The organism is Streptomyces sp. Ac-502 (assembly GCF_045222935.1).
Lineage (GTDB): Bacteria > Actinomycetota > Actinomycetes > Streptomycetales > Streptomycetaceae > Streptomyces > Streptomyces monomycini.
On the sequence record NZ_JBHFFO010000001.1, the window covers coordinates 4,602,383 to 4,626,410 of the forward strand.

18 protein-coding genes and 4 pseudogenes are annotated in these 24,028 nt (G+C 73.2%); 7 read left to right on the forward strand and 15 right to left on the reverse strand.

What is annotated here, in order from left to right:
• Positions 1-240 precede the first annotated feature (240 nt).
• Together ACEXOX_RS20590 and ACEXOX_RS20595 are read left to right on the forward strand one after the other, a co-directional pair.
• On the forward strand, positions 241-1,911 hold the full coding sequence (locus ACEXOX_RS20590) for a sodium:solute symporter family protein (protein WP_406522394.1): 1,671 nt from the start codon (positions 241-243) through the stop codon (positions 1,909-1,911).
• A gap of 33 nt (positions 1,912-1,944) precedes the next feature.
• Positions 1,945-2,241 carry a hypothetical protein gene (locus ACEXOX_RS20595; protein WP_406522396.1) on the forward strand — a complete coding sequence of 99 codons (297 nt, stop codon included), beginning with the start codon at positions 1,945-1,947 and terminating at the stop codon, positions 2,239-2,241.
• Positions 2,242-2,250: 9 nt separating this feature from the next.
• On the opposite strand, the gene ACEXOX_RS20600 is transcribed toward ACEXOX_RS20595, so the two are convergent.
• The 9 genes and pseudogenes from ACEXOX_RS20600 to rsmI all read right to left on the reverse strand — a co-directional run bounded on the left by ACEXOX_RS20600 (position 2,251) and on the right by rsmI (position 11,382).
• Complete coding sequence (locus ACEXOX_RS20600; protein ID WP_406522398.1) at positions 2,251-2,967, reverse strand: response regulator transcription factor; 717 nt, start codon at positions 2,965-2,967, stop codon at positions 2,251-2,253.
• Between the two features lie 235 nt (positions 2,968-3,202).
• Positions 3,203-5,005 carry an ABC-F family ATP-binding cassette domain-containing protein gene (locus ACEXOX_RS20605; RefSeq protein WP_406522400.1) on the reverse strand — a complete coding sequence of 601 codons (1,803 nt, stop codon included), beginning with the start codon at positions 5,003-5,005 and terminating at the stop codon, positions 3,203-3,205.
• A gap of 133 nt (positions 5,006-5,138) precedes the next feature.
• The gene (locus ACEXOX_RS20610) at positions 5,139-6,038 is read right to left on the reverse strand and encodes a 4-(cytidine 5'-diphospho)-2-C-methyl-D-erythritol kinase (RefSeq protein ID WP_406522402.1); all 900 of its coding nucleotides are present in this window, start codon (positions 6,036-6,038) and stop codon (positions 5,139-5,141) included.
• Positions 6,035-6,928 (reverse strand): 16S rRNA (adenine(1518)-N(6)/adenine(1519)-N(6))-dimethyltransferase RsmA, encoded by an 894-nt coding sequence (gene rsmA, locus ACEXOX_RS20615; RefSeq protein ID WP_406522404.1) that lies wholly within the window; start codon positions 6,926-6,928, stop codon positions 6,035-6,037. The genes ACEXOX_RS20610 and rsmA overlap by 4 nt, the downstream gene beginning before the upstream one ends.
• 121 nt (positions 6,929-7,049) lie before the next feature.
• The gene (locus ACEXOX_RS20620; RefSeq protein ID WP_406522406.1) at positions 7,050-8,186 is read right to left on the reverse strand and encodes a ubiquitin-like domain-containing protein; all 1,137 of its coding nucleotides are present in this window, start codon (positions 8,184-8,186) and stop codon (positions 7,050-7,052) included.
• Positions 8,183-8,749, reverse strand: coding sequence for a hypothetical protein (locus ACEXOX_RS20625; protein ID WP_406522407.1), 567 nt, complete (start codon positions 8,747-8,749; stop codon positions 8,183-8,185). Before ACEXOX_RS20625 ends, ACEXOX_RS20620 begins: the two co-directional genes overlap by 4 nt.
• Positions 8,750-8,874: 125 nt before the next feature.
• Positions 8,875-9,780, reverse strand: coding sequence for a TatD family hydrolase (locus tag ACEXOX_RS20630; protein WP_406522409.1), 906 nt, complete (start codon positions 9,778-9,780; stop codon positions 8,875-8,877).
• Positions 9,781-9,837: 57 nt separating this feature from the next.
• Positions 9,838-10,244: pseudogene (locus tag ACEXOX_RS20635) on the reverse strand (hypothetical protein).
• 268 nt (positions 10,245-10,512) lie between these two features.
• Positions 10,513-11,382 (reverse strand): 16S rRNA (cytidine(1402)-2'-O)-methyltransferase, encoded by an 870-nt coding sequence (gene rsmI, locus ACEXOX_RS20640; protein ID WP_030017165.1) that lies wholly within the window; start codon positions 11,380-11,382, stop codon positions 10,513-10,515.
• A 152-nt stretch (positions 11,383-11,534) separates the two neighbouring features.
• Between rsmI and ACEXOX_RS20645 the strand changes: the two are divergent.
• The 4 genes and pseudogenes from ACEXOX_RS20645 to ACEXOX_RS20660 all read left to right on the forward strand — a co-directional run bounded on the left by ACEXOX_RS20645 (position 11,535) and on the right by ACEXOX_RS20660 (position 16,604).
• Positions 11,535-13,261, forward strand: a pseudogene (locus ACEXOX_RS20645) (dolichyl-phosphate-mannose--protein mannosyltransferase).
• Positions 13,262-13,412: 151 nt separating this feature from the next.
• On the forward strand, positions 13,413-13,751 hold the full coding sequence (locus ACEXOX_RS20650) for a hypothetical protein (protein ID WP_406522411.1): 339 nt from the start codon (positions 13,413-13,415) through the stop codon (positions 13,749-13,751).
• Positions 13,752-13,885: 134 nt separating this feature from the next.
• On the forward strand, positions 13,886-15,544 hold the full coding sequence (locus ACEXOX_RS20655) for a penicillin-binding transpeptidase domain-containing protein (protein WP_406522412.1): 1,659 nt from the start codon (positions 13,886-13,888) through the stop codon (positions 15,542-15,544).
• Positions 15,545-15,758: 214 nt separating this feature from the next.
• A complete protein-coding gene (locus ACEXOX_RS20660; protein WP_406522414.1) occupies positions 15,759-16,604 on the forward strand; it encodes an EamA family transporter in 846 nt (281 codons plus the stop codon).
• Here the strand turns inward: ACEXOX_RS20660 and ACEXOX_RS20665 are convergent.
• The 6 genes and pseudogenes from ACEXOX_RS20665 to ACEXOX_RS20690 all read right to left on the reverse strand — a co-directional run bounded on the left by ACEXOX_RS20665 (position 16,601) and on the right by ACEXOX_RS20690 (position 21,784).
• Complete coding sequence (locus ACEXOX_RS20665; RefSeq protein WP_406522416.1) at positions 16,601-17,419, reverse strand: SDR family NAD(P)-dependent oxidoreductase; 819 nt, start codon at positions 17,417-17,419, stop codon at positions 16,601-16,603. The genes ACEXOX_RS20660 and ACEXOX_RS20665 overlap by 4 nt on opposite strands.
• 54 nt (positions 17,420-17,473) lie before the next feature.
• The gene (locus tag ACEXOX_RS20670; RefSeq protein WP_406522418.1) at positions 17,474-17,635 is read right to left on the reverse strand and encodes a hypothetical protein; all 162 of its coding nucleotides are present in this window, start codon (positions 17,633-17,635) and stop codon (positions 17,474-17,476) included.
• Between the two features lie 81 nt (positions 17,636-17,716).
• Positions 17,717-18,765, reverse strand: a pseudogene (locus ACEXOX_RS20675) (serine hydrolase domain-containing protein).
• Between the two features lie 261 nt (positions 18,766-19,026).
• Positions 19,027-19,836, reverse strand: coding sequence for an energy-coupling factor ABC transporter ATP-binding protein (locus ACEXOX_RS20680; protein ID WP_406522420.1), 810 nt, complete (start codon positions 19,834-19,836; stop codon positions 19,027-19,029).
• The gene (gene cbiQ / locus ACEXOX_RS20685; protein WP_406522422.1) at positions 19,824-20,585 is read right to left on the reverse strand and encodes a cobalt ECF transporter T component CbiQ; all 762 of its coding nucleotides are present in this window, start codon (positions 20,583-20,585) and stop codon (positions 19,824-19,826) included. Before cbiQ ends, ACEXOX_RS20680 begins: the two co-directional genes overlap by 13 nt.
• Position 20,586: 1 nt before the next feature.
• Positions 20,587-21,784 (reverse strand): annotated as a pseudogene (locus ACEXOX_RS20690) (energy-coupling factor ABC transporter permease).
• Positions 21,785-21,933: 149 nt separating this feature from the next.
• On the opposite strand from ACEXOX_RS20690, the gene ACEXOX_RS20695 reads away from it, so the two are divergent.
• Positions 21,934-23,979 carry an MFS transporter gene (locus ACEXOX_RS20695; RefSeq protein ID WP_406522423.1) on the forward strand — a complete coding sequence of 682 codons (2,046 nt, stop codon included), beginning with the start codon at positions 21,934-21,936 and terminating at the stop codon, positions 23,977-23,979.
• The last annotated feature ends 49 nt before the right edge of the window (positions 23,980-24,028 follow it).

Consider the following 24,028-nt stretch of genomic DNA (forward strand, 5'->3'; position numbering starts at 1 on the left):
ACCCGTCACACACCCATCAAACACAAACACACACAATGAAGCACAACTAAACAACCCAGTCAACGCCCGGCCTCGGCCCGATCCGCACGCGACGCACACCCGATCCGCACCCGGAGATTACGGCACAAAGCACCCACCTCCATCACGATGGGGCCACGAGAACGAACAAAAGTCTTCAGTTCCTGAAGGAGCGCGCGTAGTTTCCTGTGCGTTCATCACGCACAGAGAAGTGAGTGCCCCATGATCACCTTGGCCGCAGGGCTACGGCTGCCCACCAACGGACTCGACTACGCGATTCTGGCCATCTATTTCGCCGTCGTCCTCGGCATCGGCTTCGCCGCCCGGCGCAGCGTGAAGACCAGCCTGGACTTCTTCCTGTCCGGGCGGTCGCTGCCCGCCTGGGTCACCGGTCTGGCCTTCGTCGCCGCCAACCTCGGCGCCACCGAGATCCTCGGCATGGCCGCCACCGGCGCGCAGTACGGCGTCGCCGTCGTGCACTGGTACTGGATCGGCGCCGTCCCCGCCATGGTGTTCCTCGGCCTGGTGATGATGCCGTTCTACTACGGCTCGCGGGTGCGCTCCGTACCGGAGTTCCTGCTCCAGCGCTTCGACAAGTCGGCGCACCTGCTCAGTTCGGTGCTGTTCGCCTTCGCCGCCATCCTCATCGCGGGCGTCAACCTCTACGCCCTGTCGATCGTCGTGGAGGCGCTGCTGGGCTGGCCGCAGTGGGTCGCCATCGTCGTCGCCGGGCTGTTCGTGCTGGTGTACATCACCATCGGCGGCCTGTCCTCGGCGATCTACAACGAGGTGCTGCAGTTCTTCGTCATCCTGGCCGCGCTCATCCCGATCTGCGTCATCGGGCTCAAGCGGGTCGGCGGCTGGGACGGGCTGACCTCGTCGCTGGAGAAGAGCCACGGGCACAGCTTCCTGACGGCCTGGGACGGCACCGGCATCGGCGAGCCCAACGCGCTCGGCGCCAACTGGCTGACGATCATCCTCGGCCTGGGCTTCGTGCTCTCCTTCGGCTACTGGACCACCAACTTCGCCGAGGTGCAGCGCGCCCTGTCCGCCAAGAACCTCTCGGCCGCGCAGCGCACCCCGCTGATCGCCGCCTACCCGAAGATGTTCATCGCCTTCCTGGTGATGATCCCCGGCCTGGTCGCCGCGGTCGTCATGCCGAAGATCGGCCAGGAGGGCTCCGGCCTGACGTACAACGACGCGATTCCGCTGCTGATGCGGGACCTGCTGCCCAACGGCGTCCTGGGGGTGGCGGTCACCGGTCTGCTGGCCGCGTTCATGGCGGGCATGGCCGCCAACGTCTCGTCGTTCAACACCGTGTTCACCTCCGACATCTGGGCGAAGTACGTACGGCCCGGCCGCGAGGACCGCTACTACCTGCGGTTCGGCCGTCTGGTGACCGCCGTCGGCGTGCTGTGCAGCATCGGTACGGCCTTCCTGGCGGCCAGCTTCAACAACATCATGGGCTACCTCCAGACGCTGTTCTCGTTCTTCAACGTGCCGATGTTCGTGGTGTTCATCATCGGCATGTTCTGGAAGCGGGCCTCCATGAAGTCCGGTGTGTGGGGTCTGGTGGCGGGCACCACCGCCGCGATGATCAACTACTTCTGGATCTACAAGCAGGGCATCATCGCCATCCCCACCGACCAGGGCGCCAACTTCGTCTCCGCGATCGTCGCCTTCGTCGTCGGCGCCGTGGTGATGGTCGGTGTCACCCTGTTCACCGAGCCCAAGCCCGCGGCGCAACTGGCCGGCCTGGTCTACGGCACCAGGTCCCCCGGCCTGGACGAGCCGCCCGCCAAGGGCGACGACGCCTGGTACCGCAAGCCGGCCCTGCTCGGCTGGGGCGCGATCGTCCTCGCCGCGCTCTGCTACCTCCCGTACTCCTTCTGACGCCCGCCACCCAGCCGAAGGAACGCACGCACCATGAGTGACTACCAGCACGAGGTCGAACTGGAGCGCAGGTCCGCCACGGCCGCCCGGCTCTTCGACATCCGGCTCATCATCGGCGGCCTGTTCACGCTCTACGGCGTCATCGTCATGATCGCCGGGTTCGCCGTCTCCGACGCGGACCTGAAGAAGGCCGAGGACATCAACATCAACCTCTGGACCGGTCTGGGCATGCTGCTGCTCGGCCTGTTCCTCCTGGCCTGGATCAAGCTGCGCCCGATCGTCCCGCCGACCGCCGAGGAACTCGCGGCCCTCCAGGAGGACACCGACTGACGGCGCGCGTCACGGCGGCGGGGCGGTCTCGGCCCCCGCCGCCTCGCGCGCGCCCGCGCTCCGCGTCGCCGCCCGGTCCAGCAGTCCCGTACGGGCCGCCAGCGCCGCCGCCTCCAGCCGGGAGCCCACGCCCAGCTTCATCAGCACCCGCTGCACATGCGTACGGGCGGTGCTCGGAGCGATCCCCATCCCGGCCGCGATCAGCCGGGTGTCCTCGCCCTCGGCGACCCGTACCAGCACCTCGACCTCGCGCGGCGTGAGCATCTGGAGCAGCCGGGCGCCCTCGTCGTCGGGCTGGGCGGCCGGATGCAGCAGCTCCTCGAAGGCTTGCTGGAGCAACTGCGGCGCGATCGCCGCCTCGCCGGCCCGCGCCTTCATCATGGCGCGTTCCACGCCCTCGATCCGCTCGTCGTGGCGTACGTAGCCGGAGGCGCCCGCGGCGAAGGCGGCCGCGATGCCGCGCGGGTTGGGCACCGGACCGAGCACCACGACCGCGACCTGCGGCCGTTCCTTCTTGATCCGTACGATCGGGTCGAAGGCGCCCGGCTCGGCCGGGGACGCCGTGCCCAGCAGGCACACTTCGGGCGCGCGGCTCACCACCAGGTCCGCCGCCCCGGCGCTCGGGGCGGCCGCCGCGAGCACGCGGTGCCCGCGCAGTTTCAAGGCCGAGGCGAGTGCCTCGGCGAGCAGTCGGTGATCGTCGACCACCATCAGCCGCACGCCCATTGCAGCAACCCCCAAATTCCCCGGCGAGCCCAGCCCCCGGCCCTCGCCAGGCCCCTTGCCCCCGGAAGCTACACGCTTGTTCGACATTGCGCGCCCCCTCAGGGGAAGAAGCCTGTCGCCATGCTGAAATCCCGGCCAATCGGGGGCAGTTACCCCCAACTTCTTGGCCGAATGTGACAGGAGATGCACCGGAGCCGATCGATCGTGGCCGGCTCCGGCGGTGGCGGCGTGTCCGCTACGCGTCCTCCGCCAGCTCCAGCCACCGCATCTCCAGCTCTTCCCGCTCGCCCGCCAGCTCCCGCAGCTGCGCGTCCAGCCCCGCCACCTTCTCGAAGTCCGTGGCGTGTTCGGCGATCTGCGCGTGCAGCTTCGTCTCCTTCTCGCCGATGCGGTCGAGCTGCCGCTCGATCTTCTGCAACTCCTTCTGCGCCGCCCGCGTCACGGCCGCCGGCTTCTGCTTCGGCGCGTCCTGCGCCGGGGCCGGCGCGGGCGCCGCCGCGTCGATCACCTGCCGGCGCCGCTCCAGGTACTCGTCCAGCCCGCGCGGCAGCATCCGCAGCGTCGCGTCGCCCAGCAGCGCGAACACCCGGTCGGTGGTCCGCTCGACGAAGTACCGGTCGTGGCTGATGACCACCAGCGACCCCGCCCAGCCGTCGAGCAGGTCCTCCAGCTGCGTCAGCGTCTCGATGTCCAGGTCGTTGGTCGGCTCGTCCAGGAACAGCACGTTCGGCTCGTCCATCAGCAGCCGCAGGATCTGCAGCCGCCGCCGCTCACCGCCCGACAGGTCGCCGACCGGCGTCCACTGCTTCTCCTTGGTGAAGCCGAACTTCTCGCACAGCTGGCCCGCGGTCATCTCCCGGCCCTTGCCGAGGTCCACCCGCTCGCGCACCCGCTGCACGGCCTCCAGCACCCGCAGCGCCGGGTCCAGCTCGGCGACCTCCTGCGACAGGTAGGCCAGCTTCACCGTCCTGCCGACCACGATCTTCCCGGCCGCCGGCTGCGCCTCGCCCTCCGTACGCGCCGCCTCGGCCAGCGCCCGCAGCAGCGAGGTCTTGCCCGCGCCGTTCACGCCGACCAGGCCGATCCGGTCGCCCGGGCCGAGCTGCCACGTCAGATGCTTGAGCAGCACCTTCGGCCCGGCCTGCACGGTCACGTCGGCCAGCTCGAAGACGGTCTTGCCCAGCCGCGAGTTGGCGAACTTCATCAGCTCGGCGGTGTCCCGCGGCGGCGGCACGTCCGCGATCAGCTCGTTGGCCGCCTCGATACGGAACCGCGGCTTGCTGGTGCGCGCCGGAGCGCCCCGGCGCAGCCAGGCCAGCTCCTTGCGCATCAGGTTCTGCCGCTTGGCCTCCTCGCTCGCCGCGATGCGCTCGCGCTCCGCGCGCGCGAAGACGTAGTCGCTGTAGCCGCCCTCGTACTCGTGGACGTCGCCGCGCTGCACGTCCCACATACGGGTGCACACCTGGTCCAGGAACCAGCGGTCGTGCGTGACGCAGACCAGCGCCGAGCGGCGTTCGCGCAGGTGGTCGGCGAGCCAGGAGATGCCTTCGACGTCCAGGTGGTTCGTCGGCTCGTCCAGCACGATCAGGTCCTGCTCGGCGATCAGCAGCTTGGCCAGCGCGATCCGGCGGCGCTCACCGCCCGACAGCGGGCCGATCACGGTGTCCAGGCCCTGCCCCAGCCCCGGCAGGTCCAGCCCGCCGAACAGCCCGGTCAGCACGTCCCGGATCTTGGCGTTGCCCCGCCACTCGTGGTCCGCGAGGTCGCCGATGACCTCGTGGCGCACGGTCGCGGCCGGGTCCAGCGAGTCGTGCTGGGTCAGCACGCCGAGCCGCAGTCCGCTGTTGTGCGTCACCCGGCCGTCGTCGGCGTCCTCCAGCTTCGCGAGGATCCGGATCAAGGTCGTCTTGCCGTCGCCGTTACGCCCCACGACGCCGATCCGGTCCCCCTCATTGACACCCAGGGAAATGCCGTCGAGCAGTGCACGGGTTCCGTACACCTTGCCCACGGCTTCCAGATTGACGAGGTTGACGGCCACACTTCACTCCATCGGTCGGGGTCCTCCCGACAGCCTAGTCCGGCCCCCGGAGGCTTTTCCCCGCGTGCTTGCCGCGCGGGGGTGCGAGCCGGTGCTGCGCGCTCCGCGGGGCCCGTGCGCGCCCCGCGCCGCTTCAGACGACCGTCGCGCCCCGCACCGGTCCCGCCGCCACCCGGGCGGCCCGGCAGGTGCCGGAGGTCAGCAGGGCGTCGGCGACCGAGGCGGCGGTGTCTGCGTCCTTGACGAGGAAGGCCGTGGTGGGGCCCGAGCCGGAGACCAGGGCCGCGAGGGCTCCGGCGGTGGTGCCCGCCGTGAGGGTGGCGGCCAGGGACGGGCGCAGGGAGAGGGCCGCGGGCTGGAGGTCGTTGGCGAGGGCGGGGGCCAGGGCGGTCGCGTCGCCGGTGCGCAGGGCGTCGAGCAGGGCCGGGGAAGCCTCCGGGGCCGGGACGTCCGCGTTCTCCGTGAGGCGGTCGAACTCGGCGTAGACGGCGGGCGTGGACAGGCCGCCGTCGGCCACCGCGAAGACCCAGTGGAACGTGCCGCCCACCTCCAGCGGCGTCAGCAGTTCGCCGCGGCCGTGGCCCAGCGCCGCCCCGCCCACCAGGGAGAACGGCACGTCGCTGCCGAGTTCGGCGCAGAGGGCGAGCAGTTCCTCGCGGGTCGCGCCGGTGCCCCACAGCGCGTCGCACGCCACCAGGGCGCCCGCCGCGTCCGCGCTGCCGCCGGCCATGCCGCCCGCGACGGGGATGTCCTTGGCGATGTGCAGGTGCACGTCGGGCGCGATGCCGTGCCGGGCGGCCAGGAGTTCCGCGGCGCGGGCGGCCAGGTTCGTGCGGTCGAGGGGGACGCGGTCGGTGTCCGGGCCGGTCGCGGTGACGCGCAGCGACTCGGCAGGGGTGGCCGTGACCTCGTCGTGGAGGCCGACGGCCAGGAAGACGTTGGCCAGGTCGTGGAAGCCGTCCGGGCGGGCGCCGCCGACGGCGAGCTGGACGTTGACCTTGGCGGGTACGCGGACGGTGACGGAGGCGGTCACGCGGCGCTCCCTTCGCGCACGGGCCTGTGCTCGGCGATACGGGCGAACTCCTCGACGGTCAGCGCCTCGCCACGGGCCTGCGGCGAGACGCCCGCGGCGACCAGCGCGGTCTCGGCGGCGGCGGCCGATCCGGCCCATCCGGCCAGGGCGGCGCGCAGCGTCTTGCGGCGCTGGGCGAACGCCGCGTCGACGACGGCGAAGACCTCCGCGCGGCTCGCGGTGGTCTCGACCGGCTTCTCGCGGCGGACGAGCGAGACCAGGCCGGAGTCGACGTTGGGCGCCGGCCAGAACACGTTGCGGCCGATCGCGCCGGCCCGCTTGACCTCCGCATACCAGTTGGCCTTGACCGACGGCACGCCGTACACCTTGTTGCCGGGCCGGGCCGCGAGGCGGTCGGCGACCTCGGACTGGACCATGACCAGGGTGCGGTCGATGGTCGGGAACGTCGCGAGCATGTGCAGCAGGACGGGGACGGCGACGTTGTACGGGAGATTGGCCACCAGCGCGGTGGGCGCGGGCCCCGGCAGGTCCTGGACGAGCATGGCGTCGCTGTGCACGAGCGCGAAGCGGTCGGCGCGCCCGGGCAGCCGGGTCTCGACGGTGGCGGGCAGCGCGGCGGCCAGGACGTCGTCGATCTCGACGGCGGTGACCCGGTCGGCGGCCTCCAGCAGGGCCAGCGTCAGCGAGCCGAGCCCGGGGCCGACCTCGACGACGACGTCGTCCGGCCGTACCTCGGCGGTGCGCACGATGCGCCGGACGGTGTTGGCGTCGATGACGAAGTTCTGGCCGCGCTGCTTGGTGGGGCGGACGCCCAGCGCGGTGGCCAGTTCGCGGATGTCGGCGGCGCCGAGGAGGGGGCCGGGCTCGTCGGTGGGGCTGCTGTTGCTCACCCGTGCAGCTTACGGCGCGCGGGGCGGGGCTCGGCGACGGCGCCCGCCGCGCCCTGGCTCCGTCGCCGGTCCGGGGCGGGGCGGCGGCCCGGCCCGCGCCCGGACCGTCCCCCCCGCACGCTCAGTCGTGCAGCTTGCGCCCGCACACCGGCCACGGGCTCGCGCCCCGGCTGATGTAGAGCTTCTTGGCGCGGTAGGTCTGTTCCCTGGCCGGTGCGTCCTGGGGGCGTCCGTTGCCGCCGAGGCCGCGCCAGGTGCCGGTGTCGAACTGGTACAGGCCGCCGTAGGTGCCGGACGCGTCGACCGCGTCGGGGCGGCCGCCGGCCTCGCACTGGGCGAGCGCGCCCCAGTTCAGGTGGTCGGCCCCGTCCACGCTCATCGGCATCGGCTTGGTGCCGACGTGCACGATCCGGTCGCGGGGCTCACGGACGACCTCCGAGCCGACCTTCTTGGGCTTCTGCTGGACGCCGTTGACCGTGCGGATCTCGTAGGTCAGGCGGCGTACGCCGGGCTGTCCCTGGCGGACCACCGTCTCGGTGCCCTTGAAGAGCGTCGGGTCGGCCCGCTTGACCGTCTCGAACGGGATGGTCACCTCGCGGACCTTCTCGGTGCCGGTGATCCGCAGGACGGAGACGGTCTGGCCGTCGCGCGGGAAGGACTCGGGTGCCACGGAGGTGATGTCCTCACCGCGCAGCACGATGCCCGCCTGGTCGAGGGCTTCGCTGACGGTGGCGGCGTTGGTGCGGACGGTGTGCTCGCGGCCGTCGGCGACGAAGGTGACGCTGCGTTCGGTGCGGACGTCGAGGTCGAGGCCGTTGCGGCCGATGCGCCGGGCGGGGTGGGTGGACAGGTAGGCGCCCTCGGCGCGGACGCCGAGCTGGCGCAGCGCGCCGCCGACGGTCTCGGCGGTCGTCCAGACCTGGCGGTGTTCGCCGTCGAGGGTGAGGCGGACCGGCCGCCCGTAGCGGACGGTGATCTCGTCGCCGCTGGTCAGCGCGGCGTCGGCGGCGGGCTGGACGAGATCGTGCGCGCCGACCTCGACGTCCTCGTCGGCGAGCAGGTCGCCGACGTCGGCGGCGAAGGTGTGCAGGGTGCGGGGTTCGCCGTCGACGTCGATGCGGACGGCCTTGTCGTGGGCGATGAACGCGGAGGTGCCGCCGGCCAGGAAGGCCACGACGAGGGCCTGCGGGAGGAGGCGGCGGCGGGGTTCGGTGCCGTCGGCGCCGCGGCGGTCGGTGGCGTTGAGCCGGCCGGTCATGCCGCGGCGGTGGGCGGTGCCGCGGGAGGCGCGGCGGGCGGCGGCCCGGCCGCCGGCGCGGGGGCGGGGACGCCGGCGAGGTCGTCGCGCAGCGGGACCAGCGGCCCCTGGTGGGGCACGCGTCCGGGCGCCGGGGAGGCGGCGGCCTCGGGCGTCTCCCAGGTCTCGCCGGTGCCGGGCGGGCTTGCCGGGCCGCCCGGTGTGTCCTGCGGCTGCCGGGCGTCGTCGGTGTCGCGCGCCGGATACGGGTACGGGGGCGCGGGGGCCGGCCCGGAGCCGGCGCGGCCGTCCCGTGCGGGGTCGTGGCGCTCGTACCGGTCGGCCGTTCCGTACGGGCTGTACGTCTCGTACACGTCGTACGGCCCGTACTCGCTGTACGCGCTGTAGGCCCCGTACTCGCCCTGCGCCCGGTGTCCTCCCTGCGCCCCGTACGCCGTGTGATCGCCGTACGCCGCGTACCGCCCGTACGGGTCGGGGTTCTCGACGGCTGCGTCGCGCGGCGGCTCGGTGCTGGGTCCGTGTCCGCCGTGCGCGAGGTGGTGGCTGCCCTGCGAATGAGTCACGACGCTCCACGTGCCACGGGTCCGGGTGTCGGCCCGGAATGTAGCGGAGCGCGGGTGACTCTCCAAAGCGGACCCGCTGCACAGTGTCGTCGCGCTATTGTGCCGCGGCCGTCCCGGAGGGCCCCTCAGTAGCCGAAGGCGCGCGCCGTGTTCGCGGCGACGGCGGTGGCCAGGGCGTCCTCCGCCATTCCCTTGACCTCGGCCATGGCCCGCAGCGTGACCGGAATGAGATACGGGGCGTTAGGCCGTCCGCGGTACGGGACGGGGGTGAGGAAGGGCGCGTCGGTCTCGACGAGCACCAGTTCGGGCGGGGCGACGGCGAGGGCGTCGCGCAGCGGCTGGGCGTTCTTGAAGGTGACGTTGCCCGCGAAGGACATGAAGTATCCGGCCTCGGCGCAGACCTTGGCCATCTCGGCATCGCCCGAGTAGCAGTGGAAGACGACGCTCTCCGGCGCGCCCTCTTCGCGCAGGATCCGCAACACGTCGTCGTGGGCCTCGCGGTCGTGGATGACCAGGGCCTTGCCGTGCCGCTTGGCGATCTCGATGTGGGCGCGGAAGGAGCGCTGCTGGGCGGCCATGCCGTCGGGGCCGGTGCGGAAGTGGTCCAGGCCGGTCTCGCCGACGCCGCGGACGTGCGGCAGGGCGGCGAGGGCGTCGATCTCGGCGAGCGCGGCGTCGAGGGCGGCGTCCCCGCCGGCCTCCCGGGCGCCCTGCCGCGACCCGCCTCCCCCAGGATCACCGAGCACGATCCGCGGCGCTTCATTCGGGTGCAGCGCGACCGTCGCGTGCACGGCCTCGTGCGCGGCGGCGGTCTCGGCGGCCCAGCGCGAGCCGTTCACGTCGCAGCCGACCTGGACGACGGTGGTCACGCCCACGGAGGCGGCCTTGGCCAGGGCCTCGGTGACCGTGCCGGTGGGGGCCCCTCCCAGCGGTAGCTGGGGGAGCATGTCCAGGTGGGTGTGCGAGTCCGCCACCGGCACCCGAAGCGGTTCGGGCAGCGGCGGCGGCGCGTCCTTGGTGCTCTTGCTCATGGCCGCGATCCTACGAGGGGCCGGTGACGGCCACCGGACGGGACCGCGGCCGCCGGCTCACCTGCGGTGGTGCTGGAAGGGGTGCAGCAGGTCGGCGAGGTGCCAGTGGTGGCGTGCGCGGTGGCCGTCCGCGGTGGCGCCGCCGTCGGCGGTGGTCCCGCTGTTCCCGCTGGGCTCGCTGTTCTCGCCCTGTTGCGGGACGGTTCCCGCGCCCGCGCCCGCGTGGCCCTCGGCGGCGCCCGCCGACGGCTGCTCGTACAGACTGGCGATCGCCTTGGAGACCATGGAGACCTGTCCGGCCCGCATGATGCGGACGACGTGCGCGCCGCAGTTCAGGCAGGTGGGCCGGGTCAGGGGGAGGGGACGCGCTCGCCGTCCGCGTAGTACACACAGTGCGTGCGCCCGTCCCCGTCGACGTGGTGTGTTATCTCGTACGCCTGCTCCCAGCCGTGGCCGCACCTCATGCACGCGAAGGCGTAGGCCTCGTGTGCCGGGGGGTCGGCCCGGGGGTGGGGTGGGCACCGGTGGTGATGCTGCCCGGCGTACGCGCGATGTCACTCATAGCCGCTCCTCTTGCCCGCTGGACAAGGTCTCCGGGGACGAACGTCCCACCTCCCAGTGGACGCCTTCCCCGGCGGTGGCGCAGCAAGGGCGGTCAGCTGTTGGCCCAGATTTGGCGGGGGACAGAGAATCGGCCCCGCTGCGCGGCCCGCGTTTTACCTTCCAGGCTAGTCATTTACCTTCCGCCGGTCCCGTTCGCGCCGCATTCTTTGCCGCCACGACGGCATCGAACACCTCGCGCTTGGGAAGGCCGGTCTCGGCGGCGACGGCGGCGATGGCCTCCTTGCGGCGCTCCCCCGCCTCCTCCCTGACGTGTACGCGACGCACGAGTTCCTCGGGGCCGAGGTCCTGCGGGCCGGTCTCGGGGGCGCCCTCGACCACGATGGTGATCTCGCCGCGTACGCCGTCCGCCGCCCACGCGGCCAGCTCCTCCAGGGGGCCGCGCCGGACCTCCTCGTAGGTCTTGGTCAGCTCGCGGCAGACCGCGGCGCGGCGCTCGGCGCCGAGGATCTCGCTCATGGCGGCGAGGGTGTCGTCGAGGCGGTGCGGCGCCTCGAAGTAGACGAGGGTGCGGCGCTCGTCGGCCACCTCGCGCAGCCGGGAGCGGCGTTCGCCGGGCTTGCGGGGCAGGAAGCCCTCGAAGCAGAACCGGTCCACGGGCAGGCCGGACACGGCGAGCGCGGTGAGCACCGCGCTGGGGCCGGGCACGGCGGTGACCTTGATGCCGCGCTCGACGGCGGCGGCGACCAGCCGGTAGCCGGGGTCGGAGACCGAGGGCATGCCGGCGTCGGTGACGAGCAGGACGCGGGCGCCCGCTTCGAGGGCGTCGGCCAGCTCGGGGGTGCGGGCCGCCTCGTTGCCCTCGAAGTACGACACGACGCGGCCGGTCGTGTGCACGCCGAGCGCCTGGGTCAGGCGGCGCAGCCGCCGGGTGTCCTCGGCGGCGATCACCTCGGCCGCGGCCAGTTCGGCGGCGAGCCGCGGCGGGGCGTCCGCGACGTCGCCGATGGGCGTCCCTGCAAGTACCAGCGTTCCAGTCACGCCCCCATCCTCCCAGCCGTACGGTGCGGCGCGTCCCGGTGGCGGCGGCCGCACGCGGCCCACCGGCCCCGTACGCCCCGCCCGCACCGGACCTCGGGCCCCGGCCGCGCGGCCCTCACGTCCCGCACAGACCGCTTCCCTACGATGGGCCGGTGACGAGTGACACCGCGACAGACGCAGACCGCGCCGAGGAGGAGGCCGCCGGGCAGCCCCGGCGGTGGCAGCGCAGGCTGCGCCGGTTCGGCTACGCCGGGCAGCCGCAGGCCGACGCCCGCGAGCGGCTGGTGCCGGCGTTCCCCGAGCCGGGGACGCGGGTGTGGACGGTCCTGGGCCTGGGCCCGGCCGCCGCCGGCCGGCTGGCGCGCTGGTCGGGCTGGGGCGGCCCGCTGCTGGTCGCGCTTCTCGCGGGCCTGCTGCGGTTCTGGAACCTGGGCAGCCCGGCGAAGGTGATATTCGACGAGACGTACTACCCCAAGGACGCCTGGTCGCTGCTCCAGTACGGCTACGAGGGCACCTGGGCGAAGAACGCCAACGACGCGCTCGTGGCGCACCCCCGGAGATCCTGCTCTCGCCCGAGCACTCCTACGTCGTCCATCCGCCGCTGGGCAAGTGGATGATCGCGCTGGGCGAGTGGGTGTTCGGGATGAACCCCTTCGGCTGGCGGTTCATGGTCGCACTGCTCGGCACCCTGTCGGTGCTGATGATCTGCCGCATCGGCCGCCGGCTGCTGCGCTCCACGGTGCTGGGCTGCCTGGCGGGCGTGCTGCTGGCGGTGGACGGCCTGCACTTCGTGATGAGCCGTACCGCGCTGCTGGACCTCATCGTCATGTTCTGGGTGGTGGCGGCGTTCGGCTGCCTGCTGGTGGACCGGGACCGCACCCGGGCGCGGCTGGCGGCGGCGCTGCCGGTCGGCACGGACGGGCTGGCCCGGCCGGACGAGCGGGTGGGCGACCGGATGCGGCTGGGGTGGCGGCCGTGGCGGCTGGCCGCCGGGCTGTGCCTGGGCCTGTCCGCCGCGAGCAAGTGGAACGGCCTGTACTTCCTGGCGGCGTTCGCCGTGCTGTCGGTGCTGTGGGACGTGGCCGCGCGGCGCACGGCCGGTGCCCGGCACCCGGTGCGCGCGGCGCTGCGCCGGGACGTGGTGCCCGCGTTCGTCTCGACCGTCGTGGTGGGCCTGGCCGCGTACCTGGTGACGTGGACCGGCTGGGTGGTCACCAAGGGTGGCTACTACCGCGACTGGGCCACCGCCACGCCGGAGGGCCGGGCGGGCGGCTGGCAGTGGCTGCCGGACTGGCTGCGCAGCCTGTGGCATTACGAGACGGAGGTCTACGACTTCCACAAGGGCCTGTCCACGCCGCACACGTACCAGTCCAACCCCTGGAGCTGGCTGGTCCAGGGCCGTCCCGTCTCGTACTTCTACGAGGACCCCAAGATGGGGCACGACGGCTGCAAGGCGGCCGAGGGCTGTGCACGGGAAGTGCTCGCGCTGGGTACTCCCTTGCTGTGGTGGGCAGGCTGCTTCGCGATCCTGTACGTGCTCTACCGCTGGCTGTTCCGACGGGACTGGCGGGCGGGCGCCGTCGCCTGCGGCATCGCGGCGGGCTATCTGCCGTGGTTCCTGTACCAGGACCGGACGATCTTCCTGTTCTACGCGGTGGTGTTCGTGCCGTTCGTGTGCCTGGCCCTGGCCATGCTGATCGGGGCGCTCCTCGGCCCGTCGGGGTCGGGCGAACGGCGGCGCGCGGTCGGCGCGGTCGGCGCCGGGGTACTCGTCCTGCTCATCATCTGGAACTTCATCTACTTCTACCCGCTCTACACCGGGCAGCCGATCCCCAAGAGCGCCTGGCACCACCGGATGTGGTTCGACACCTGGGTCTAGAAGACCTGGGCCCAGGTGCCGACACGGCCGGATTCCGTACGCCGAAAGCGCCGTCCGCGCAGGACCGGCGGTCATACTTGGCCTCCGTCGAACGATGCCGGTCAATGCCGATCGTCGCCCGCGGCCCCGGACGGCCAGGGAGGGACCGCAGGTGAGCACCCCGAAGATCGTGTACGTCATCGAGCACAACAAGCCGGAACAGGTCCAGGACCACGGCGCGCTGCGCACCGTCGCACCCGCCTGCAAGGAGCTGGCCCTCGCCGCTTTCCTCGACATCGAGCAGGCCAGGGAGGAGGCCGAGATCTGGGGCGAACGGCAGCACTACCCGGGGCTGACCTGGCAGGAGAACAACAACCCGCTGCTCGGTGACGCCCCCGGTCTCCAGGCCACGGCCGAGGTGGACGGGCAGAAGACCACGGTCTTCCGCATCAGCCCGGTCGAGGTCGTCGGCCCCCGGCGCCGGCCGCCCCGGCAGCAGCCGCACACCTGAGGCACGGCGGCGCCCCGCCGGCGTCGTCCGCGTCACAGGGCCGGAACTCACTCCCGCACCCCGTGTCCCATAGAGTGCGCTGCACGTTCTTGTGTGCGTGCTGAAGAACGAGGATTCGGGAGGGGATCGGCGAGATGCGCCGTGAGGTGAGGTACGGGCTGATCGGCGGGGCGGTGGCCCTGGTCCTGGGCGGTGTCGGCGGCTACACGCTGCTCGGCGGGTCCGGCGACGGCGATCCGGCCCAGGAGGTCCGCGCGGCCCGGGACGGCAAGCCCGGCGACGGAGCGCCCGAGGTGAAGACGGGGCCGCTGTCCGCCGCGGAAGTCACCGGCACCGCGGGCAAGTTCCTCGACGCCTGGAAGGCGGGCGCCGCCGACCGGGCCGCCGCCCTCACGGACGACGCGAAGGCGGCCGCCGCCGGGCTGGCCGCCTACCCGAAGCAGACCCACTTCACGGACCTGAAGCTCACCCCGGGCAAGGCCTCCGGCGACAAGGTCGCCTACACGGTCGCCGCGCAGATCGCGTACAAGAACCTGAAGGCGCCCGTCTCCTACGGCACCTCACTGACCGTCAAGCGCGACAAGGAGACGGGCGAGCCGCGGGTCGCCTGGGCGCCGAGCATCCTGCACCCGAAGCTGGGCAAGGGCGACGTGCTGCGGACCGGCGAGGCCGAGGCGCCGCCCATCAAGGCCGTGGACCGCAACGGCGCCGAGCTGACCAAGGAGGCGCACCCGGCGCTGGCCGGGGTGCTGGACAGCCTGCGCGACAAGTACGGCAAGAAGACGGACGGCAAGCCCGGCGTGGAGCTGTCCGTCCACCGGGCCGCCCGCGACAAGGCGACACAGCAGCCGGACGAGACGCTGAAGGTGCTCTCCAAGGGCACGCCGGGCACCCTGAAGACCACCCTGGACGCCACGGTGCAGGCCGCGGCGGAGAAGGCCGTCAAGGGCAAGCCGAAGGCGTCGGCGGTCGCCCTCAAGCCGAGCACCGGCGAGATCCTGGCCATCGCCAACTCCCCGGAGAAGGGCTTCAACACGGCCACCCAGGGTTCGCTGGCCCCGGGCTCGACGATGAAGGTCGTGACGGCCTCGATGCTCATCGACAAGGGCCTGACGGCGCCGGGCAAGCCGCACCCGTGCGAGAAGTTCGTGACGGTCGGCGGCTGGAAGTTCCAGAACCTGAACAAGACCGAGATCAAGAACGGCACCTTCGCGCAGAGTTTCGCCGCGTCCTGCAACAACGCCTTCATCTCCATGGCGCCCAAGCTCGCGGACGACGACCTGACCAAGCAGGCCCGCGACGTCTTCGGCATCGGCCTGAACTGGCAGACCGGCATCCCGACGTTCGACGGCGCGGTGCCGGTGCAGAGCGACGCGCAGATGGCCGCCTCGCTGATCGGGCAGGGCGGCGTGCGGATGAACCCGCTGACCGTCGCCTCCGTCGCCGCGACCGTGCAGAACGGCGGCTTCCACCAGCCGTACATCGTCGCGCCCGCGCTGGACGGCCGGGCCCTGGCCAAGGCGCCGCGCGCGATGAAGCCGGACACCGCGTCCGCGCTGAAGTCGCTGATGAAGCTGACCGCCACCTCCGGCACGGCGGCCGAGGCGATGTCCGGGCTCAGCGGTGACATCGGCGCGAAGACCGGCTCGGCCGAGGTCGACGGGCAGGAGAAGCCGAACGCCTGGTTCACCGCCTACCGCGGCGACATCGCGGCCGCCGCCGTCGTCCCGGCCAGCGGGCACGGCGGCTCGAACGCCGGGCCGGTCGTCCGGTCGATCCTGTCGGCGGGCTGAGCCCCGCCGCCCCCGGGGGCGCCCCCGGGGTGATCTCCCCCACCCCTCCCGCGCACCATCGCATGGCCCGTACAGCTACAGCTAGCGTGCGGGCCATGCGCCATTTCCCGTACGGTCACGAAGCCCTCCGCCCACCGGCCCCCGGCGCCGCCCCCGGATCCCCGGCCGCCCCGTACGCCCGGAGCCGGGCGGCCGACGTGCGCGAGCGCGCCGCATGAGCCCCCTGGTCGTCGCGGCGGTCCTGACCGCCGCCGTCACCCACGCCAGCTGGAACGCGATCGCGCACCACATCGAGGACCAGCTGATCGCCTTCACGCTGGTCGGCGGCGGCGGTGCGGTCTGCGGCGCGGTGCTGGCCTGCTTCGCGCCGCTGCCCGCGCCCGCCGCGTGGCTCCCGCTCGCCGGCTCCACCGTGCTGCACATCGTCTACCAGGTGCTGCTGATGCAGTCCTTCCGGATGGGCGAGTTCGGGCAGATGTACCCCATCGCGAGGGGCACCGCACCGCTCGCCGTCACGGTCCTGGCCGCCGTCTTCGTCGGTGAGGTGCCCGACGCCTGGGCCCTGGCCGGGGTGGTGCTCGCCTCGGCGGGCCTGGTCGGCCTGGCGCTGTGGGGCATCCGGGGCTCCGGTACGAAGCCGCACTGGCCGGCCATCGTCGCCGCGCTCGCCACCGGGCTGGCCATCGCCTCGTACACGACGGTGGACGGCATCGGCGTCCGCGCCTCCGGCACCGCCCTCGGCTACATCGGCTGGCTGATGGTCCTCGAAGGCCTGGCGATCCCCGGGTACGCGCTGGCCACCCGGCGCCGGCTGCTCCTGGCCCAGCTGCGTCCGGTGGCCGTGCGCGGCGCGGCCGGCGGGGTGCTGTCCGTCTTCGCCTACGGCCTGGTCCTGTGGGCCCAGACGCGGGCCGACCTGGCGCCGATCGCCGCGCTCCGCGAGTCCTCGATCATCGTGGGCGCGGCCATCGGCACGCTGTTCTTCAAGGAACGTTTCGGCGCCCCGCGGCTCGCGGCGGCGGGGCTGATGGTCGCGGGGATCGCGCTGATGCTGCGCTAGCGGGACGCTTCCGGGCCGCCGCTGTGCAGTCCCCGGCTCAGGGACGTGTTGGCGATCAGGATGCCGCCGTCCACCGGGAGCGTGACGCCGGTGAGCCAGGCGGCGTCGGAGGAGGCCAGGAAGGCCACGGCGGCGGCGATGTCGGCGGGGCGGCCGACGCGGCCCAGGGGGTACTCGGCCGCGGCGCGCTCCAGTGCTTCGGGGCGGTCGCCCCAGTAGGGGGTGTCGACCGTGCCCGGCGCGACCAGGTTGACCCGTACGCCCCGCCCGGCCGCCTCGCCCGCGAGCGTACGGGTGAGGGAGGCCAGGCCCGCCTTGGCGGCGCTGTAGGCGTGGTTGCCGAAGTCCTGCTCGCCGTTGACCGAGCCGACGCTGACGATCGCGCCGCGGCCGCCCGCGGCGGCCAGGTGGGGCAGGGCGGCGCGGGCGCAGCGGTACGCGCCGTTGAGGGTGATGTCCAGGTCGCCGGCCCAGTCCTCGTCCCGCTGGCCGTCGAAGAGCGGGGCGTCGGGGGTGCAGCGGCAGGCGTTGTTGACCAGCACGTCGAGCCCGCCGAAACGCCGTACGGCGTGTGCGACGGCCGCCTCGACGGCGGTGCGGTCCGCGACGTCACAGGCGAGCGCCTCGGCGGTGCCGCCGCTGTCACGCACGGGTGCGCTCACGCGGATGCGGGCGGCCGCCTTCTCGGCGCGGTCCGCGTCCAGGTCGGTGACCAGGACCCGCGCGCCCTCGGCGGCGAGCCGCCGCGCGGTGGCCTCGCCGATGCCCCGGCCGGCGCCGGTGATCAGTACGCTGTAGCCGTCGAATCGCCGCATGCGCCCACCTTGGCGCATATGCCCCGGCGGCAACAGACCGCGTGGGGCGCCCGGTCAGTACCGCTTCGGCGCCGGCTTCGGCTTCTCGCCGCGTACGGACGGCTGGTCGGCGTTGACCTCCTCGGCGCTGCGGTCCCGCTCGCTGTCCAGCGGCTTCGGCTTGTCCTGGTCGGGTCCGGCTTCCCGGGGGTCCGTCAGCTTGCGCTCGTCGCCCATGTCGGCTCCTTGAGGTGTGGAGTGGCTCGTCAGGCGTACGGGTGCCCCTCCCGCCCCTTGCGACACGTCCGCACCGCGCGCTCAGTCCTCCAGCGCCGCCCGCAGCCCCCGTACCAGCGCCTGGGCCCGCGGGTCGGCCGTCACGTTCTGCTGCATCCCGTTGGTGACGTAGCCGAAGGCGGTGCCGGACTCGGGGTCGGCGAAGGCCAGGCAGCCGCCGCGGCCGGGGTGGCCGAAGGAGCCGGGGCCCAGGAGGGGCGCGGCGGGGCCGTGCAGCATGTGGCCGAGGCCGAAGCGGGTATTGACCACGAGGACGCGGTCGGGGCCCGCGGACTCCTCCGTACGGGCCAGGGTGAGCGTGGCGGGCGCGAAGAGGCGGGGGTGGCCGTCGACGGGGCCGATGAGCGCCGCGTAGCAGCGGGCCAGGGCGCGGGCGGTGGCGATGCCGTTGGAGGCGGGGAGTTCGGCGGCGCGGTAGGCGTCGGCGTTCTCGTCGGGGGCCGGGGTGATGGCGCCGAAGGCGCGCCGGGTGAGGGAGGCGGGGTCGCGGTAGGCGTCGGTGACGCTGCGCTTGGGGCGGACGCGCAGTCCGGCGGCGGCGGGCGCGGGGGTGCCTCGACGTCGGCCAGGCGGCCGGTGCGGGCGAGCGCGTCGGCGGGGGCGCCGACCCACAGTTCCAGGCCGAGGGGCCCGGATATCTCGTCGGCGATCCAGGTGCCGATGGTGCGGCCGGTGACCCGCCGTACCAGTTCGGCCAGCAGCCAGCTGTAGGTCTGGGCGTGGTAGCCGTGCTCGGTGCCGGGGGTCCAGGCGGGGGCCTGGGCGGCGAGAGCGGCGGGGCCGCTGACGCCGTCGACGGCCTGTTCCGGGGTGAGCGGGGTGTCCAGGACGGGCAGTCCGGCGCGGTGCGAGAGGAGGTGGCGGACCAGGACGCGTTCCTTGCCGGCGGCCTTGAACTCGGGCCAGTACGTACCGACCGGCGCGTCCAGGTCGAGCAGGCCGCGCTGGTGCAGCAGGAGCGGGACGATCGCGGCGACGCCCTTGGTGGCGGAGCGGACGACCTGGGCGGTGTCCGCCTCCCAGGGGCTCCGCCGTCCTCGGGGGCGTCGGCGTCCCGGCTGCCTGCCCACAGGTCGACGATCTTGCGCCCGTGCCGGTAGACGGCGACAGCCGCGCCGCGCTCGCCGCGCCGCGCGAAGTTGGCCGCGAAGGCGTCCCGGACCGGCTCGAAGCCGTCCGCGACCGTGCCCTGGACGTCCACCACTGTTTCCCGCTTCCCACTCATCCGTCGCGTTTGTGACCTATCAATGGTGCAACGCGCGGATCAGTGCTGGTGACCAGCGGCGGCGGCGGACGCGGTGTGCGGGGGTGCCGCCAGGGCGCTGGGGTCGTCAGGGCGTGGGGAGCGTCACAGAGCGCGGATCGAATCCGAAGGGCAGTTCGAGTCGGTGCGCGGCCATCAGTTCCGTGTCGCTCAGCAGGTGCCGGGTGGGCCCGTCGGCGGTGATGACGCCTTCGGAGAGCACGACGGCGCGCGGGCACAGTTCGAGCGCGTACGGCAGGTCGTGCGTGACCATCAGCACCGTCACGTCCAACGCCCGCAGGATGTCGGCCAGTTCACGGCGGGAGGCGGGGTCGAGGTTGGACGAGGGCTCGTCCAGGACGAGGATCTCGGGGCGCATCGCGAGGACGGTGGCGACCGCGACCCGGCGGCGCTGCCCGAAGGAGAGGTGGTGCGGCGGGCGGTCGGCGTAGTCCGCCATGCCGACGCGGCCGAGGGCTTCGGTGACCCGCGCCGCCAGTTCGGCGCCGCGCAGCCCGGCCGCGGCGGGCCCGAAGGCGACGTCCTCGCGGACGGTCGGCATGAACAGCTGGTCGTCGGGGTCCTGGAAGACGATGCCGACGCGGCGGCGGATCTCGGCGAGGTGGCGGCGGACGACGGGCAGCCCGGCGACCGTGACCGTGCCGGCGCCGGGCGCGAGGATGCCGTTCAGGTGCAGGACGAGGGTGGTCTTGCCGGCGCCGTTGGGCCCGAGCAGGGCGACCCGCTCGCCGCGGGCGACGGTCAGGTCGACGCCGTAGAGGGCCTGGTGTCCGTCGGGGTAGGCGTAGGCGAGCCCGGCGACCTCCAGGGAGGGCGCGGGGGTTTCCGGGGGCGGGGCGGTGGCGCGGGTGCGCAGGGGGTTGTTCAAAGGGTCCATCCCAGCAGGCATACGGCGAGGGCGGCGGCGGGCAGGGCGGCGGCGCGGGTCCACTGGGCGCCGGTCGCCGCGGCGGCGTCCGGTACGGGCAGGGTGCCCGTGTAACCACGGCTGACCATGGCGAGGTGGACGCGTTCGCCGCGTTCGTAGGAGCGGATGAACAGGGCGCCCGCGGTCTTGGCGAGGACGCCCCAGTGGCGTACGCCGCGTGCCTCGAAGCCGCGGGAGAGGCGGGCGATGCGCATCCGCCGCAGTTCGTCGGCGATGACGTCGCCGTACCGGATCATGAAGGAGGCGATCTGGACGAGCAGCGGCGGCATCCGCAGCCGTTGCAGGCCGAGCAGCAGGCCGCGCAGGTCGGTGGTGGCGGCGAGCAGGACGGAGGCGGCGACGCCCAGGGTGCCCTTGGCGAGGATGTTCCAGGCGCCCCAGAGTCCGGGCTCGCTCAGCCCCGTCCCCAGGATGTGGACGCGCGGCCCGGTGGCGACGAACGGCATCAGGACGGCGAAGGCCACGAACGGCACCTCGATGAGCAGCCGCTTGAGCAGGAAGGCGGCGGGCACCCGGGCGGCCGCCGCGACGGCGGCGAGCAGCAGCGCGTACAGGGCGAAGGTCCAGACGGCGGTGCGCGGGGTGGCGACGACGGCCAGGACGAAGCAGAGCACCGCCGCGATCTTGCAGTGCGGTGGCAGGGCGTGCACCGGCGAGTGCCCGTGCCGGTAGAGCTTGTGGGCGTGCCCGGCGCTCATGTCAGGCCGATTCCGGGGTGTGCCGCGGGGGCGCCGGTGCGTCTCCGGCGGTGGTGCCGGCCTCGGAAGCCGTAGCGGTCCCGGCAGCGCCGTCCGCCTCTGCGGCGTCCCGGGCCGCGCCGCGCCGGCGCCGTACGACGACGAAGACGCCGGTGCCGGCGGCGAGTGTCGCGCCCACCCCGATCACCCCGGCGAGCCCGCCGCTGATCCGGGGGTTCGCAATGTTTTTGACGCTGTAGTCGGCCAGCGGCGAGTCCTGCGCGGCGTGCTCCTCGGCCTTGGCGTCGATGCCCTGGTCCTGCGCGACCTTCTCCAGACCGTCCGGGCTGCTGGAGGCGTAGTAGCTGACGCCGCCCGCGCAGACGAGCGCGACGGCGACGCCGGCCAGCCAGAGGCGGCGGGCGGAGCGCCGGGCGCCGGCCGGCCGCGGGCCGGTGACCGGCGCCGCCGACGGCCCGGAACCGGGCTCCCCGCTCCCGCCGCGGGTCCGGCCAAGGGGAAGTCCGCAGCTGGAGCGGCTTGGCCAGCCCGCGCGCCCCGTACACGAGGTCGGGGCGCACGGCGAGGACCGCACCGACGGTGAGCGCGGTGATGGCGGCCTCGCCGATGCCGATGAGGACGTGCACGCCGGTCATCGCCGCGAAGACGGTGCCGATCGGTACGTGGGTGGTGCCGCCCAGCGCGTACAGGCCGGTGAAGGCGACGGCGGCGGCCGGTACGGAGATGACGGCGGCCACGAAGGCGGCGGCCGTCACCGCTCGGTGGCCGCGCGGCAGCGCCTTGACCAGGCCGCGGAAGATCCAGTACGCGACGACGGTGGTCACCACCGCCATGTCGGTGATGTTGACACCGAGCGCGGTCAGCCCGCCGTCCGCGAAGAGCACGGCTTGCATGAGCAGGACGACGGAGACGCAGAGCACGCCCGTGTACGGGCCGACGAGGATGGCGGCCAGCGCGCCGCCGAGCAGGTGCCCGCTGGTCCCGGCGGCGACGGGGAAGTTGAGCATCTGGACGGCGAAGATGAAGGCGGCGACGAGACCGGCGAGGGGCGCGGTGCGTTCGGCGCCGAGTCCGGCGTGCGGCCCGGGGCCGCCCAGTTCACGGCGGGCGCCGCGCAGGCTGACGGCGACGGCGGCAGCGGCGAGGACGCCGGTGGCGGCCGAGACGGGGGCGTCGATGAATCCGTCGGGTACGTGCATGAGGGTCTCCGCTCAGCCGCGCGATCCCTTCATCGTGGCCGTACTGCAAACGGGTCGCAAGAGCGCTCGGGGCGCGAAACGGCGGCGGCGCGTCACCCCCACAGCAGCAAAAGGTGGCGAAGCGGGGCATTGGCGCAAAGGCTTGGTCCATGACCACGGCCGCCGCGCAAGCCTCCGCCCCCGAAGCGCGCAGCACTCCGCCCGCGCTCAACCGCCGCCGTACCAACCTGGTCTTCACCACGATCGTGCTCGGCATGCTGCTGGCCGCCCTGGACCAGACGATCGTGTCCACCGCGCTGCCCACGATCGTGGCGGACCTGGGCGGCGGCGGGCACATGGCGTGGGTGGTGACGGCGTACCTGCTGGCGGAGACCGTGGCGACGGTGCTGGTCGGCAAGTTCGGCGACCTCTTCGGCCGGAAGATCATTTTCCAGGTCAGCGCGGTGGTCTTCGTCGGCGGCTCGATCCTGGCCGGCGCCTCGGCCTCGATGCTGATGCTGGTCGTGGCGCGCGCCGTGCAGGGCGTCGGCGGCGGTGGCCTGATGGTCACCGCGATGGCGTTGATCGCGGACGTCATCCCGCTGCGCGAACGCGGCAAGTACCAGGGCGCGCTGGGCGCCGTCTTCGGGGTGACCACGGTCGTCGGGCCCACGCTGGGCGGCCTGTTCACCGACCACGCGTCCTGGCGCTGGTGCTTCTACGTCAACATCCCCATCGCGATCGTGATGGTCGTGATGGCGGCGCGCACGGTCCCGGTCGTACGGGCCGCGGTCCGCCCGGTGATCGACTACATCGGCATCGTGCTGGTCGCGCTGGGCTCCTCCGGCCTGGTGCTGGGCCTGGAGTGGGGCGGCAACGAGTACGCCTGGGGCTCGCCGGTCATCATCGGCCTGTTCACGGGATCGCTGGTGCTGCTGGCGGGCTTCGTCTTCGTGGAGCTGCGGGCCAAGGAGCCGATGCTCCCGATGCATCTGTTCCGCAACCCGGTCTTCACCGTCTGCTCGGTGCTCAGCTTCATCGTCGGCTTCGCGATGCTCGGCGCGATGACGTACCTGCCGACCTACCTCCAGTTCGTCGACGGGGTCTCGGCGACCATGTCGGGCGTGCGGACGCTGCCGATGGTGGCCGGGCTGCTGGGCACCTCGATGCTCTCCGGCGTCGTCGTCAGCCGCACCGGCCGCTACCGGGTCTTCCCCATCGTCGGTACGGGCGTGATGACGCTCGGCCTGTACCTGATGTCGACGATGGGCGCGGACACCGGCGTCTGGCTCGAATCGCTGTACATGTTCGTGCTCGGCCTCGGTATCGGGCTGGCGATGCAGGTGCTGACCATCGCGGTGCAGAACACGGTCGACTACCACGAGCTGGGCTCGGCGACCTCGGGCGTGACCTTCTTCCGTACGCTCGGCTCGTCGTTCGGCACGGCCGTCTTCGGCACGCTCTACAGCAACCGCCTCGACCCCAATCTGAAGGCCGCGCTGGCGAAGTCCCCGGGCGTGCCGCCGGAGGCGGCGGCGAGCCCGCAGGCGCTGCACCGGCTGCCCGAAGCGCAGGCCAGGCCGGTGATCGACGCGTACGCGGACACCGTCAACCACGTCTTCCAGTGGGTGGTGCCGGTCGCGCTGGCCGGGTTCGTGGTGGCGTGGTTCCTCAAGGAGGTGCCGCTGCGGGACAGCGCGCGGGCGGCCGCCGGTGACCTCGGCGAGGGTTTCGCGGCGCCCGACTCCACCGATTCCGACCAGCAGTTGGAGCGTGCGGTGGCACGGGCGATGCGCAAGGCGGAGGGGCCGGTGAGCCTGGAGGTGCTGGCCGCGTCCGGCAGTCCGCTCACGCCCGGCCAGGCGTGGGCGCTGGGCCAGATCCACTGGCGTACGCGCATCCACGGCCGGACGTCGCTGACGGCCGTCGCCCAGGCGCACCGGATGCCGGACGAGGTGCTGGAGCCGGTCTTCACGCGGGTGATCGGGTCCGGCTACGCGCGGTACGGCGACGACGGGCGGCTGGAGCCCACCGAGGCGGGCCGCGCCGAGATCGACCGGCTGATCGTCGCCTGGCGCGAGTGGCTGGACGAGCGGCTGGAGGGCTGGACCGCGGAGGACCCCGAGGACCGCGCCCGGCTGGCGCGCGCGCTGGACAACATGGCGGCGCGGCTGCTGGACGAGGACACGTCGCACCGGGAGCGGACGGCGGTCTGACGGCGGCCCGAGGGCTGGCCGGCGGCGGTCCGAGGGCGGGTATGCGCCA

Coding starts and splice junctions, on each gene's coding strand:
- ACEXOX_RS20590 (WP_406522394.1), top strand. CDS start 241: ATGATCACCTTGGCCGCAGGGCTACGGCTGCCCACCAACGGACTCGAC.
- ACEXOX_RS20595 (WP_406522396.1), top strand. CDS start 1,945: ATGAGTGACTACCAGCACGAGGTCGAACTGGAGCGCAGGTCCGCCACG.
- ACEXOX_RS20600 (WP_406522398.1), bottom strand. CDS start 2,967: ATGGGCGTGCGGCTGATGGTGGTCGACGATCACCGACTGCTCGCCGAG.
- ACEXOX_RS20620 (WP_406522406.1), bottom strand. CDS start 8,186: ATGACCGGCCGGCTCAACGCCACCGACCGCCGCGGCGCCGACGGCACC.
- ACEXOX_RS20630 (WP_406522409.1), bottom strand. CDS start 9,780: ATGAGCAAGAGCACCAAGGACGCGCCGCCGCCGCTGCCCGAACCGCTT.
- ACEXOX_RS20655 (WP_406522412.1), top strand. CDS start 13,886: ATGCGCCGTGAGGTGAGGTACGGGCTGATCGGCGGGGCGGTGGCCCTG.
- ACEXOX_RS20660 (WP_406522414.1), top strand. CDS start 15,759: ATGAGCCCCCTGGTCGTCGCGGCGGTCCTGACCGCCGCCGTCACCCAC.
- ACEXOX_RS20665 (WP_406522416.1), bottom strand. CDS start 17,419: ATGCGGCGATTCGACGGCTACAGCGTACTGATCACCGGCGCCGGCCGG.
- ACEXOX_RS20670 (WP_406522418.1), bottom strand. CDS start 17,635: ATGGGCGACGAGCGCAAGCTGACGGACCCCCGGGAAGCCGGACCCGAC.
- ACEXOX_RS20680 (WP_406522420.1), bottom strand. CDS start 19,836: ATGGACCCTTTGAACAACCCCCTGCGCACCCGCGCCACCGCCCCGCCC.
- cbiQ (WP_406522422.1), bottom strand. CDS start 20,585: ATGAGCGCCGGGCACGCCCACAAGCTCTACCGGCACGGGCACTCGCCG.
- ACEXOX_RS20695 (WP_406522423.1), top strand. CDS start 21,934: ATGACCACGGCCGCCGCGCAAGCCTCCGCCCCCGAAGCGCGCAGCACT.